This is a genomic window from Brevundimonas vesicularis (assembly GCF_044807075.1).
GTDB lineage: Bacteria > Pseudomonadota > Alphaproteobacteria > Caulobacterales > Caulobacteraceae > Brevundimonas > Brevundimonas vesicularis_G.
Genome location: NZ_CP085234.1, coordinates 2,166,251 through 2,179,344, shown reverse-complemented (window position 1 = coordinate 2,179,344; position 13,094 = coordinate 2,166,251). Strand labels below are relative to the sequence as shown.

The window sequence follows — 13,094 nt, the reverse complement described above, 5'->3', positions numbered from 1 at the left end:
CGGCCTAAGGCTGGTCCGGATCGCCGTCTCGAGACCGCCATTTCATAATCAGAACCCCTGCCGCCATGATCAGGGCGAAACTGTTCGACACAGCCACAGGGCCAGGCTTGGGTCAGGAAGCCATAGCCACCTAGAGGATGAACCAGGAGACCGTGAGCGAATAGGTTTTGAGTCTTCCCGAAAAGGCGTCGCGCTCTTTCCACATCTTAATGCCGCTTTGGTGCGAAGCGCCCTGTCCTCTCGTGTCGGCAAGGCGCCAGAAGCGGACATTGGCGGCTTTACAAGAACGCGACATAGAAGCTCGGCGTGGGCCTGGTTACTGATTGTTCATTGAGTTCTGATCTAGGCCCGTCGCCGATGTTTGAACAGTTCACCTTCGATGGATAGTGCGAATGTCAGCCAAAACGCCATACGATCCGACATCCGCAGTGTCGCCATCCATTTCAATGTCGAGATAGAGTTTTTTGTTCCTCCCGAGCTAACGGATTTGTTGGCGCCTGACGTCATCGACGCAGGTCAGAACGGAATGTTCCACACACGACCCAGACCCCGCCATAGATAACAGCGAGGCCTGTCAAAATGGCTGCCAAACCTGAGACTTCTGAAAGGCTGGCGCCCATGGCGTTCAGGCGAACAAAGGCCTGAACGGCAGCGGTGGACGGTGAAAGATGCGCGAGCCAGACGAGGCCTTCAGGCATCATGAAATGCGGCCACGCAGCGCCGGACAGGAAGAACAAAGGTGCGGAAGTGCCGACCAGAACCTGCAAGACCCGCTCATGGCGATCGAAAAGCGCGCCTAGAAGCAGACCCACAGCGGCGACCGCCGCTGAAAAAATGGGCGCCAGCAGTAGAACGCCGATCAGGTTGCCGGCGCGGGGATAGTCCTGAAACCAGAACACGAAACCGAAATAGAAGAGGCTGGATGCTGTCCCAATCGCCGTAAGCGCCAGCCACAGACCCAGGCGCGCGCTGCGTTTCAGCCTAGGTGCGCCGGTTTCTCGACGCACGGCTGTGATCACGCCGGCTCCCAGCAATAGCGTCTGCTGCAAGATGATCAAACTAACCGCCGGCACGGCGTAACCGCCGTAGCCCTCCGTCGGGTTGAAGAGGGAAACCTGCTTCAGAGTCGGCGCCAATCTGACGGCGCGGGCGATATCAGGCAGCCCTTTCAACTGCGCCTCGGCGACCTGCGCTGTTGCGGCGGCGACGGCTCTGCCGACAGCCGTGACACGAACCAGATAGCCGCCGTTCAGCCAGATGGCCACGCCCGTCGGCGCCCCCCTGAGCAGATCGGCCTCAAAACGCTGAGGCAGGACGACGACCCCGTCGACCACGCCGCGCCGCATCAGTTCAAAGCCCTCAGCAGGGGATGAAATCACGGCGGCGACCTCGATCTCGCGCGACGCATTCAGGTCTTCGACAAGAGTGCGCGTCAGCGCTGTCTGCGTCGGTGTCGCTATGGCGATGGGCAGTCCCGTCGCGGCCTGTCCGGCATAGGCGGCCGGATAGTAAAAGGCGTAAAGGACGACGGCCAGGATCAGCAGACTGCTGACCGGCCGCGCACGCGGCAGGTTCCGGAACGTCGCGGCGAAGGCGGCGATAACGCCCTGTTGCGGGAGCGGAAAGTTCAAATTCTCCGGCTTGGGGACAAGACGCGCTCGTACCCGGATGAAAAGCGCCGAAACGATCAGACCGAGCACGGTGACGCCGCTCAGAATCATCAAGTCTCGCCATGCCGATGCGGAAGTCGCACCCGCGACCAGCTGGCCCGTCTGCAGCCGTAGATAGTGCGTATAGGGAAGAATATCGCTCCAGATCCGAGCGAAGCGCGGCCCATGGTCCAGCGGGAGAGTGCCGTTGGAAAAGGCGATGGCCGCACCCGAATAGATGGCGGTGGCCGAGAACGCCATATCCACCTCGCCAAGCGCGGCGACCAGAAAAGCCGACAAGACAACGCTCACCGCCATCAAGGCGAGCATGCCAAGGATCAGCAAAGGAAGAGAGCCTGCTACACCCCAGCCCCGGACGCCGCTGAGCCAGGCGATCCAGGCCAACCCCCACAGGCTGAAGACCACGAAGTGCGGAATGAGTCGCCCGATCAGAGCTGTTGTCGTGAAGCCGCTCGTCTCGGCCTCGAAGTGCTTGAAAGAGCCACCCTGCATTTGCCGACCAACCGCCAACACCGCGGAACAAGCCGCCAGCAGATGAAGGACCCCCGGCGCCAGAAGTCCGCCGAGAAAAAGCTCGAAGCTGAGCTGCGGATTGCCGACGATCGACACCTGGACAGCGGGGAGTTGCAATGCGGTTTCGGGCAATCCTCTCTGGCGCGCGCGTTCTTGCAACTGCTGGCCGGCCGCTGATGCGATGGCCGCGCTCTGCCCCAAGGCCGACAAGGCGCCGACCGTCTGGAAGGCGCCATTGAACGACACGGTCACCTGTTCCGGCCGACGAAACGCCCCGTCAGAAAAATCTGCTGGAAAATGAGCGACGCTGTAAATCTCGCCCCGTCGCATCAAGGCCATGGCCTCCGTCATCGTCGCCGGAGCATGGGTCACGCGAACACCGGCGCTCGCCTCCATGTTGCGAATTGCGGCGCGGCTGAAGGCGGAATTGTCTTGATCGACCACGGCGACCGGGGCCTGACGGATCACTCCAGGGGCCAGCATCGCCGCGATGACCATCAGCAGGATCAGCGGCAGGCCAAAAGCAACGAACGCGTCCCACCGTCGGGTCACCAGGACGCGCGCCTCGTCCCGAACGGCCGATACGAAGACGGCCGCGAGGCGTCTCACCGTGCGGACCAATCGAACAGCACGCTCATACCAGGCCTCAGGCCGCTGACAGGTCGAACAGGCTTGGCCTTGACCTGAAAGCTTCGCACGTCATAGCCGCTGGACTGCCGGGTTGAGCGCCAGGTGGCGAACTCGCCCTGAGGATTGATGCCGGTGATCCGGAAGGCGACGTCAGCGAGGCCGAGTGCGGGCACGTCGCCACGCACGATCGCGCCGATTTTCAGATCGCGAAACTGATCCTCGCGCACACTGAAGGTAACCCACGGGTCGCCGATGTCCACGATTGTGAAGACTGGCACGCCCGTGAGCACGAGCTCGCCGACATTGGCAAAACGCTCCGCAACCTCGCCATCGTTTGGCGCAAGCAGTCGTGTCTCACCCTGGAGGCTTTGGACCTCGGCGACGGCGGCCTGCGCGCCTTGCACATTGGCGTCGGCAACGGATTTTTCCTGCGGCCGTGTCCCTGCCAACGCCTTCAGATACTGCTGACGAGCGGCTTCAGACTGCGAGGCTGTAGCAGCGCGAGCGGCCACGGCTTCGTCACGGCGTTGAGCGGAAATCACGCCTTCGGCGAACAGGTTCTCCGCCCGCCGCGCAGTCTGGTCCGCCAAACGAGCCGTCGCCTGGGCGGCGCGCCAGACGGACTCGACCGACTGCACATCCTCGCGGCGAGCGCCTTCGCGGCTCATCGACTGAATGGCCTCACTCGACTGAAGCAAGGCCCGGGCCTGAGCCTCCTTTGCTGCAACCTCCGGGCTGCTCATCAGAGCCAGCTCTTGACCTGCCTTCACTTGATCGCCCTCTGACGCCAGGAAGCGCTCCACGCGGCTGGGCACCTTGGTCGCAACGGTAAAGGTCTCCGCCTCAACCATGCCCTGAACCTGATCCTTGGCAGGACGGGCCGCCAGGAAGAGGCCCACGACGATGAAACCGATCAGCAGTACGAGGCCGACGCCCACGATCACAGGCAGAATACGTCGCCGTGCAGACGTACGACTGGCCGCGATCGTCGGCGCACCGTTTGTCGGGGCATCGGCAAAGGGAGGCGTCTCGCTCATGGCGCGCTTATCCGGTCTTCGCGTTGCAGATAGTCGTTCAAGGTCAGATCGCTTCCCGACGCCGCCAGCAAGGCGGCCAGGCTGAGATCATATTCGTAAGCTGCTGCTGCGCGTTGCAAACGCGCGGCCCCCAGAAGATTGCGGGCGTCCACGACCGAGGCGGCTGTGGCCTCGCCTTCACGGAACCCAACCTCCTGAACTCTAAGATTCTCGCTGGCGGCCTCTAGGCTGCTGTCCATGCTCAGAAACTGACGACGCGCCAACTCCCCCTGATTATACGCTCGCGTGACCAGCAATCGGGCGTCGTCTCGGGCCTGTCGTTCCACCTCCGCAGCAGCCGAGGCCTGAGCGCGCGCTGCGCCCAGCATGCGTCGTCGATCCACCGTCGAAATCAGAGTGTAACGGGCGCCGATCCCAACCGCCCAATCCGGCTCGGTCGGCAGAGCGTCGTCTGGGTTCAGGTTGTAGGTTCCGAATGCATAGACGGACGGCTTCATTCGTGACGCCGCGAGATCGGCGCCCGCCTCGGCCAGATCGCGCCCGGCTTGAGCCTGCGCAAGGCGAGCGTTCGCCTGGCTTGCCTGGTCAAGAAACACGCCGGCTGGACCGATTGGGTCACGGTTTACGAACAGGGGCGTGGTCGGAACGACGGTGCCATTGGTGTCAACAATCCTGGCGAGGGACGCCACGGCGTTGTCGTGCTCCAGTTCGGCCCTGTTGACCTGCCGCTGAGCCGCATCGCGGGCGACTTCGACCTGAAGCGTCTGGGCGTGGCTGAGCACGCCTTGCGATTCCAACAGTCGAGCGTTGCGCAAATGCAGATCGAAGCCGTCACGGGTCTCGCGTGCGATCTTCAGCGCTTCGGCGGCCAGCACCTGGCCAAAGTACGCCCGCGCCAGATTGACGTCCTCCAGACTGACCGCTTCCTGCTGCTTCGCCTGCGCCAGCTCCACATTGGCCGCCGCCGCTCGCCGGAGAGCTGGAATCGCGCCGCCGGTGTAGATCGGTTGAAGCGCGGTCACCGTGGGGCGAAAGGTCGTGTCGTCGACCTGCAATCGGACGTCTTGCGGCAAGGCGGCGAAAATTTCGGGAAGCGCCGCTTCCAGCCGCTGGCCGACACTCTGCAACACGTCACCCGGCACACCGGGCAAATCCGCGATGAGCCCAGGAATGGCGGCGCCGAGCTCGGCCTGTGCGCGGTCCAGCGTGTCGCCCAGCGAGAGATCGAATGTCTTGCGATAACGGATCAACTGAGCATCGAGCGCTACGGTCGGCCGATTCAGCCCGGCAGCCACATCCGCCTGGGCCTTGGCGGCCTGCATCCCATAGCCCGCAGCGCGACCGAGACTGGAGTTGGAGCGAATACGTTGCTGAGCGGCCGCATAGGTCAGAGCGACTGTAGCGTCGCCTTGGGCCGCCTCTTGGGGTGCGGCCTGAACTTGGGAGACCGCCGCAAGGGCGTTCGGCGCTGATCCGGCCAAAATGCCCACAGCAACCCAGCCGATCCAAGCTGCACGCATCGTTTCACCCCGCCTTCACGAACGACCAACTAACTCAAGCGCGGCCGTTACGTCCAGCAACTGGCGTTGCGAAATCGGCCAAAGGTCCAGCCCTATCCTCGTTATCGAGCGGACGCCGTTGAAAGTTAATTGGCTAGAAGCTGACATCCCTTAGTTCGCCTTGGAGTCAGGAGCGCCCTCTACCGCGGCACTGTTGAAAGTCATGGGCGCGAAAACGATGAAGTGAGCGGCGATCGCGCCAGTCAGTATCGCGGCGCATTCGGTCATCCCCAGAAGCTACTTGACTGCCCTGTGGCTCCCTGCCGGGGTAGGGTTGGCGGAGTATCCATAGACTAGGAGACCTTTGCAGTATCCTCGACCCACTCATTCATCGCGTCGGGGGCTCATCTCCCCCGGGAAGGCAGCTGAGTGCACCAACGTCGAGACGCAGCGGTAAGCCCAGATGAAGATCTATCGTAGCCTACGTCGAGTTCTGTCATCAGCCTCACGGCTGCGTCTGCAGTTTAAAGGCTCATGACTACGATGCGCGTGCCTATCATCGCCGATGAACAGGCCCGGCTCGACGATGCCAAGCTGTGACAACAAGTGTGACAACAGTGCCAAATTGCAAAGGGGCCGTCCGAAGACGACCCCTTCAACTGACCAATTTCCTTACAGGAAATGGTCGGAGCGACAGGATTCGAACCTGCGACCCCTTGACCCCCAGTCAAGTGCGCTACCAGGCTGCGCCACGCTCCGAAGGCGCTCCCTATAGACGGGGGGACCGCTGTCCGCAAACGCTAAAACGACTTTTCCACCTACCGTGAAAGAACGGCGTCCAGACGCGCTTTGGCCTGCTCGAGATCAGCCAGAACCCGATGCAATTTCGAGGTTTCGGCCTGCGTGACATCGGAAGTCGCCGCAGAGATCGTGACATCGCCGTCGTCGATCAGCGCGGCGGCCTCCGCGCCGATCAGCTTTTTCAGCCCCTGTTCCTTGTGCAGGCGCTGGACGCCGCGAATCGTCAGCCCGTCATCGTGCAGCAGACGTTTGACCGCCTTCAGCACCGCGATGTCCTGAGGCCGGTAGAACCGCCGACCGCCGGCCCGTTTCACAGGCGTGACGAAATCGAACTTCGTTTCCCAGAACCGCAGGACATGCTGGGGCGCGCCGACCTCTTCGGCCGCTTCGGAAATGGTTCGGAAGGCGTCGGCGCTCTTGGCCACCGCGATCAGGCCTCGACGACGGCGTCGTGGACCCGGCTTTTCATGATTTGCGAAGCGCGGAAGCTGATGACCCGGCGCGGATTGATCGCCGCCGGTTCGCCCGTCTTGGGATTGCGGCCCATCCGCGCGCGCTTCTCACGCACCTGGAAAACGCCGAAGCCGGACAGTTTCACCGTCTCGCCGCGTTCCAGCGATTCGACAATCAGTTCCAGGGTGCGCTCGACCAAGCTGGAGCATTCATGACGCGACAGGCCGACCTCTTCATGCACGGCTTCGCACAAGTCGGCGCGCGTCACGGTCTGTTGGCCTGCCATTGTATCCCCGCTGTCCTGCGATCCGCTCGCATCCATAGGGGCGCAAAGCCCCCGAAAAATCAATGCCTCGATGTCGATTAGAGCCGAAGCGCGCACGCGCCCCAGGTGAGGCCGCCGCCCATGGCTTCAAGCAGCACCATATCGCCCTTCTTGATCCGCCCATCTTGGATCGCAGCATCCAGCGCCAGCGGGATCGAGGCCGCCGAGGTGTTGGCGTGCATCGCCACGGTCGAGATCACCTTGTTCTCGTCCAGACCCAACCGGTCGCCGACGCCTTTGATGATTCGCTGATTGGCCTGATGCGGCACGAACCAGTCGACATCCGCGATCTGGATGTCGGCGGCGGCGCAGGCGGCGGTGATGCCTTCTGCGATGTTCACGACGGCATGGCGGAAGACCTGGTTTCCGGCCATGCGAAGATGGCCAACGGTGCCGGTCGTCGCCGGGCCGCCATCGACATAGAGCAGATCGGTCTTGGATCCGTCGGCCCGCAAGGCGAAGCCCAGCATGCCCTGGTCGTCAGACGTCCCCTGCCCTTCGCGCGGTTCCAGCACCACGGCGCCGGCCCCGTCGCCGAACAGGACGCAGGTGGTCCGGTCGGTCCAGTCCATCAGCCGCGTCATCTCCTCGGCCCCGATCACCAGAGCGCATTTCGACAGACCGCGCGCCACGAAGCCGTCGGCGACGCTCAGCGCATAGACGAAACCGGAGCAGACGGCTTGTACATCGAAAGCGATGCCGACGCCCGCGCCCAGCTTGGCCTGGACGATCGACGCGACCGCCGGGAAGGTCATGTCGGGCGTGGTGGTGGCCACGATAATCAGATCGACGTCTGACGCCGCCTTGCCCGCGTCGGCGAGCGCCTTCCTGGCAGCTTCGACCGCCAGATCGCTGGTCGGCTGGTCGTCGCGCGCCTTGTGACGCTGCTTGATGCCGGTGCGCTCCTGGATCCATTCGTCGGAGGTGTCGACGAACTTGGCCAGGTCGGCGTTGGTGACGACCTCGTCCGGCAGATAGGAGCCAACGCCGGTCACGGCGCTGCGGGTGACGGTCATTGGAGGGGTTCTCCCACGGCTGCGGCGGGCTTGGCGGCATGGTCGAACACCGCGTCCAGCTTGCCTAGGTTGTCCCCCACCTTGCTCATATAGTCGCTGCGGGCCAGATCGACAGCGATGCGGATCGCATTGCCGAACCCCTTGGCGTCGGCGCCGCCATGGCTCTTCACCACGATGCCGTTCAGACCCAGCAGGGGTCCACCATTGATGGCGCTGGGATCGATCTTCTGGCGCATTTTCTTCAACGCCGGCATGGCGATGACGGCGCCCAGCTTGGATTGCAGGTTCGAGGTCAGGGCCTCTTTCAACAGGGCCGAAATATAGCGCGCCGTGCCTTCGGCGGTCTTCAGCGCGATGTTCCCGGTGAATCCGTCGGTGACGACCACGTCCACCGTGCCCCTGGCGATATCGTCGCCCTCAACGAAGCCGTGATAGTTCAGGTCGAACGGCCCGTCGCGCAGGATGGCGTGCGCCTCCTTGACCTGTTCGTTGCCCTTCATGTCTTCCGAACCGACGTTCAACAGGCCGATGGTTGGGCGGGCGATGCCGCGCACGGCCGACTGGAAGGCTTCGCCCATGATGGCGAACTCGACCAGCTGCTCCGCATCGCTGCCGATGTTGGCGCCGACGTCCAGAACCGCCGTATGGCCCTTGAAGGTGGGCCAGCTGGCGACGATGGCCGGACGCTCAAGCCCGGGCGCAGACATGCGCAGAATCAGTTTTGAGATCGCCATCAGGGCGCCGGTGTTGCCGGCCGAGACGACGCCGCCCGCCTGACCCGTCTTCACCGCCTCGATGGCGTTCCACAGGCTGGAGCCCTTGCCGCGCCGCATGGCCTGGGCCGGCTTTTCGTCCATGGCCACGACCTTGTCGGTGTGACGAATTTCGCAGATGTCCGCCGCCAGCCCGCAACGCGCCAGTTCCGGCGCGATCTTGGCCTCGTCGCCATGCAGCAGGAAGCGAACCCCCTCGCCGTCGTGGGTGCGGACATAGCTGCGGATGCCTGGAACGACGACGGAGGGCCCGTGATCGCCGCCCATGGCGTCAAGCGAGATCGTAACTGGGGCTGGCAAATGGACCTCTCGTAGCCGCGTCGTCTTGTCGCGCGACGCTTGGCAGGATGCGCTGGACGATAGCGCCGAAGCCGGGGGATGCAACCACCCGGCCCCTACGTCAACCTCAGCCTTGGTCGTCTTTGGCCTTGAGCGCCTTTAGAGCCGCGAACGGTGAAATCTCCGTCGGCTCCTCAGGTTGCACGAACTCCGCGCCCGGCTTGCGCGGGAACGGATCAAGCGACAGCACCAACTGCTCGACAGCATACTGGCCCAGGTCGATCTTGCCGTCCTCGATCACGTCGGCGTCTTCTTCATCCAGCGTGACCTCGATCTCGTCGGTTTCCTCGGGCTTGGCTTCGACAAGCTGAATGGAAAAACGCCGATCCACATCGACCGGCAGGGGTTCCAGCGTCAGGCCGCATGTCTGCACCGCATGTGCGGTCACCCTGCCCTTCATCGTCCATTCGCTGGTCGACGGCGTCGGCTTGATCTCCAGATCGACGGCGAAATCGTCCAGCCCCTGAAGATCCAGGCTGCGGGCGATTCGCTTGCGGGTCTCGGCATCTGGTTCCAGCCGGCGGCTCAGGCCCGCGCCGATCTGATTGACCCGCACTGTTTCGCTGTAGGGGAGCGTCGCGCTCATCTCTTTCAAACTTCCGCCCAGGCCGGCGTCGCCAGCACCTTGTTGAAATCCTGCGCCGCCAAGGCCGCGCGTGTCGTCAGCGCATAGCGCGCTAATGTGTCCGCATGGGGCGCTTGCGGATCCGCATAGACATTCTTCGCCATCGCCTCGGCCAGAGCCGCCGCATCGCCAGCGCGCAACGGCCGCTCATAGGCGTTCATCCGGCCGTAGAGGGCCTCGCCCAGCTTGCGCATCTTCTTGCCGACGGCGACGTCTCCCACGCCTTCTTCGCGCAGGACGTGATCCAGCGCCGAGACATAGACGTCGAAGACCGCCTGAGCCGCATCCTGGCCCTGAGCCGTGTTCTCATCGCGCAGCCGCAGCACCAGCAACAGCACATGCAGGGTGTAGAGCTCGAATCGCGCGTCGATGCGGTCGGCGACACCCAAGCGCGTGTAAAAGGCCGGATTGCGGGCTTGGCTGACCGCCTTGGCGTACAGTTCGTCGCCGATACGGGCGCCGGGTCGGGGTTTGAACAGGTTTTTCAGCATGGGTTCCAACGGCCCCTTTTCCGCCGCGCCGTTGAACTAGGACGCAGGTCCGTCTAGGTCAAAGACCTTGTTCTCTCGCAGGCGCCCGACCATGTCCCGTTTCGTCCCGCTTTTCGTCGCTGTTTCGCTGGCCGGCCTGTCCGCCGCCTGCGCCCCGACCATCGGCTCTAACGGCTTCCAGGCCATCGACGCCAAGCCGCAGGACGTGGTCGCCGGCACGGACACCAAGGAAACCGTTCTCGCCAAACTGGGCTCGCCTTCGACCACCTCGACGTTCGAGCCGGATCAGGTCTGGTACTACATCAGCCAGACGACCGAGAAATACACCTACAACCTGCCCAAGGTGTCGACGCGCACGGTGACCGAGATCACCTTCGTCCCGCAAGGCGATCAGGTGGCGTCGGTGCGGACTCTCGGCCTGACGGACGGCGAGCAGATCGCCATGAACCGCAACGAGACGCCGACGCGCGGTCGTGAGCTGACCGTTCTGGAACAACTCCTGGGCAACGTCGGTCGTGGCCAGCTGCCCCGCACCGAAGATGACACGCCCGGCCAGCGCCGCCCCGACTAAGGCGGCTCTTCCCCCAAAATCAAGGCGCCCCGGAGAGCGATCTCCGGGGCGTTTTCGTAATGGCTGCGTGTTTCAGCCTAGCCGATGGTCCCGCTCGCCAGGACCGCCAGCAGCAGCAGTGCGACGATGTTGGTGATCTTGATCATCGGGTTCACTGCCGGACCGGACGTGTCCTTGTAGGGATCGCCGACCGTGTCGCCGGTCACAGCCGCCTTGTGGGCTTCCGAGCCCTTGCCGTGGACGACGCCGTTTTTGTCGGTGAAGCCTTCCTCGATGACCTTCTTGGCGTTGTCCCAGGCGCCGCCGCCTGAAGTCATCGAAATGGCGACGAACAGGCCGGTGACGATCACCCCCATCAGCATGGCGCCGAGCGCGGCAAAGGCATTCGCCTTGTCCGAAATGCCCAGCACCGCGATGAAGAGGACGATCGGCGACAGCACCGGCAACAGGGACGGCACAATCATCTCGCGGATCGCCGCCTTGGTCAGGATGTCAACCGCCCGGCCGTATTCCGGCTTCACCTCATAGGTCATGATGCCGGGGTTCTCGCGGAACTGGCGCCGCACTTCCGCCACGACCGATTCGGCCGCCCGTCCCACCGCCATCATCGACATCCCACCGAAGACGAAGGGCAGCAGCCCCCCGAACAGCAGGCCGACGACGACGTAGGGATTGGTCAGATCAAAGGCGATCTCTCCCATACCCGCAAAGAAGGGGTAGTCCGTCGGGTTAGCCGAGAAATACTGCAGATCTGACGTATAAGCGGCGAACAGCACCAGCGCGCCGAGGCCCGCCGAACCAATGGCATAGCCCTTGGTCACAGCCTTGGTCGTGTTGCCCACGGCGTCCAGAGCATCCGTCGAATGCCGCACGTCGCTGGGCAGACCCGCCATCTCGGCGATGCCGCCGGCGTTGTCGGTCACGGGGCCAAACGCGTCCAGCGCCACGATCATTCCCGCCACGCCCAGCATGGTCGTGGTGGCGATGGCTATGCCGAACAGGCCGGCCAGTTGGAAGCTGGCCACGATGCCGACGATGATCGTCAGCGCCGGCAGCGCCGTCGCCTCCAGCGAGAGCGCCAGGCCTTGAATGACATTGGTGCCGTGCCCGGACACCGACGCGTTGGCCACCGATCGCACCGGACGGAAGCCCGATCCGGTATAATATTCGGTCACGACCACGATCGCCGCCGTTACCGCCAGACCAACCATGCCGGACCAGAACAGCGCCATCGGCTGGATTTCGAGACCGCTGGCCGTCACGATCGGCCCCGTCACCATCTGGTCGATCACCCACCAGACCGCGCCGATGGACAGGACGCCGGTGACGATAAGCCCCTGATAGAGGGCGCCCATGATGTTGTTGGATCTGCCCAACCGCACGAAGAAGCTGCCGATGATGGAGGTCACAATGCACACCGCGCAAATCGCCAGCGGCAGCACCATCATCAAATCCACATAGGGCTGGCCCCTGAAGAAGATCGCGGCCAGCACCATGGTCGCAACAGTCGTCACGGCATAGGTCTCGAACAGGTCGGCCGCCATGCCGGCGCAGTCGCCGACGTTGTCGCCCACATTGTCGGCGATGGTCGCGGCGTTGCGAGGATCGTCCTCGGGAATACCCGCTTCGACCTTGCCCACCATGTCGCCGCCGACGTCGGCGCCCTTGGTGAAGATGCCGCCGCCCAGTCGCGCGAAGATCGAGATCAGCGAGGCGCCGAACCCCAGCGCCACCAGCCCGTCGATCACTTCGCGGCCTGTCGAGGGCAAGCCCAGATGCTGGGTCAGCACGATGTAGTAGCCTGACACCCCGATCAGGGCGCCGCCCGCCACGAACATGCCGGTGATGGCGCCCGAGCGGAACGCCAGGTTCAAGCCCTTGGACAGGCTTTCGGACGCCGCCTGCGCCGTGCGCACATTGGCTCGCACCGAGATCAGCATCCCGGCATAACCGGCCGCGCCGGACAGCACGGCGCCGATCAGGAAGCCGACGGCGGCATAGACTCCGATCAGGAAGTAGGCGGCGATCAGGATCACGATCCCGACGATGCCGATGGTCAGATATTGCCGCTTCAAATAGGCGGAGGCGCCTTCCTGGATCGCGGCGGCGATCTCTCGCATCTTGTCGTTGCCAGTGCTCGCCTTCATCAGCACGGCGGTCTGCGCGGCGCCATACAGCACCGCCAGCACACCGGCCGCGAAGACCAGCGTAAGTGAGTTCGTCATTGGCGTTTCCATGCCCTTGCAAACAGGCGCGCAGGCCTTGGCGCGGTCGGGCGTTATCGCCTCTGTCCGCCTTCCGGTCCCCCCGCACGCGGCGAACGCGTCAGTGCGTTCTTTGGGATTTGCCAA

Annotated in this window: 11 protein-coding genes and 1 tRNA gene; 1 reads left to right on the top strand and 11 read right to left on the bottom strand. The window is 63.7% G+C overall.

Translation table 11 applies throughout. The annotated features are described in order from the left end of the window. Positions 1–503: 503 nt before the first annotated feature. The 10 genes from LG306_RS10865 to LG306_RS10820 all read right to left on the bottom strand — a co-directional run bounded on the left by LG306_RS10865 (position 504) and on the right by LG306_RS10820 (position 10,172). Entirely contained in the window at positions 504–2,804 is a 2,301-nt protein-coding gene (locus tag LG306_RS10865; protein WP_404414360.1) for an ABC transporter permease, read from the bottom strand. Then, on the bottom strand, positions 2,789–3,850 hold the full coding sequence (locus LG306_RS10860) for an HlyD family secretion protein (RefSeq protein ID WP_240893508.1): 1,062 nt from the start codon (positions 3,848–3,850) through the stop codon (positions 2,789–2,791). Before LG306_RS10860 ends, LG306_RS10865 begins: the two co-directional genes overlap by 16 nt. Next, positions 3,847–5,370: a TolC family protein gene (locus tag LG306_RS10855; protein ID WP_404414358.1), complete on the bottom strand. Its 1,524-nt coding sequence runs from the start codon at positions 5,368–5,370 to the stop codon at positions 3,847–3,849. The genes LG306_RS10860 and LG306_RS10855 overlap by 4 nt, the downstream gene beginning before the upstream one ends. Positions 5,371–6,031: 661 nt before the next feature. Then, positions 6,032–6,108, bottom strand: a tRNA-Pro gene (locus LG306_RS10850). 59 nt (positions 6,109–6,167) lie between these two features. Further along, positions 6,168–6,575 carry a MerR family transcriptional regulator gene (locus LG306_RS10845; RefSeq protein ID WP_404414356.1) on the bottom strand — a complete coding sequence of 136 codons (408 nt, stop codon included), beginning with the start codon at positions 6,573–6,575 and terminating at the stop codon, positions 6,168–6,170. 5 nt (positions 6,576–6,580) lie between these two features. Next, positions 6,581–6,889 carry an integration host factor subunit alpha gene (locus LG306_RS10840; protein ID WP_404414354.1) on the bottom strand — a complete coding sequence of 103 codons (309 nt, stop codon included), beginning with the start codon at positions 6,887–6,889 and terminating at the stop codon, positions 6,581–6,583. A gap of 77 nt (positions 6,890–6,966) precedes the next feature. Then, entirely contained in the window at positions 6,967–7,944 is a 978-nt protein-coding gene (locus LG306_RS10835; RefSeq protein WP_404414352.1) for a beta-ketoacyl-ACP synthase III, read from the bottom strand. Next, positions 7,941–8,984, bottom strand: coding sequence for a phosphate acyltransferase PlsX (gene plsX, locus LG306_RS10830; RefSeq protein WP_404419709.1), 1,044 nt, complete (start codon positions 8,982–8,984; stop codon positions 7,941–7,943). The genes LG306_RS10835 and plsX overlap by 4 nt, the downstream gene beginning before the upstream one ends. A 139-nt stretch (positions 8,985–9,123) precedes the next feature. Next, positions 9,124–9,642 (bottom strand): DUF177 domain-containing protein, encoded by a 519-nt coding sequence (locus LG306_RS10825; RefSeq protein WP_137721607.1) that lies wholly within the window; start codon positions 9,640–9,642, stop codon positions 9,124–9,126. A gap of 5 nt (positions 9,643–9,647) precedes the next feature. After that, entirely contained in the window at positions 9,648–10,172 is a 525-nt protein-coding gene (locus LG306_RS10820; RefSeq protein ID WP_404414350.1) for a ubiquinol-cytochrome C chaperone family protein, read from the bottom strand. A 91-nt stretch (positions 10,173–10,263) separates the two neighbouring features. Here LG306_RS10820 and LG306_RS10815 point away from each other — a divergent pair, with 91 nt between their 5' ends. Continuing rightward, positions 10,264–10,743, top strand: a complete 480-nt coding sequence (locus tag LG306_RS10815) for an outer membrane protein assembly factor BamE (protein WP_017503908.1) — start codon at positions 10,264–10,266, stop codon at positions 10,741–10,743. Positions 10,744–10,820: 77 nt separating this feature from the next. On the opposite strand, the gene LG306_RS10810 is transcribed toward LG306_RS10815, so the two are convergent. Then, on the bottom strand, positions 10,821–12,968 hold the full coding sequence (locus tag LG306_RS10810; protein ID WP_404414348.1) for a sodium-translocating pyrophosphatase: 2,148 nt from the start codon (positions 12,966–12,968) through the stop codon (positions 10,821–10,823). Positions 12,969–13,094: the final 126 nt, after the last annotated feature.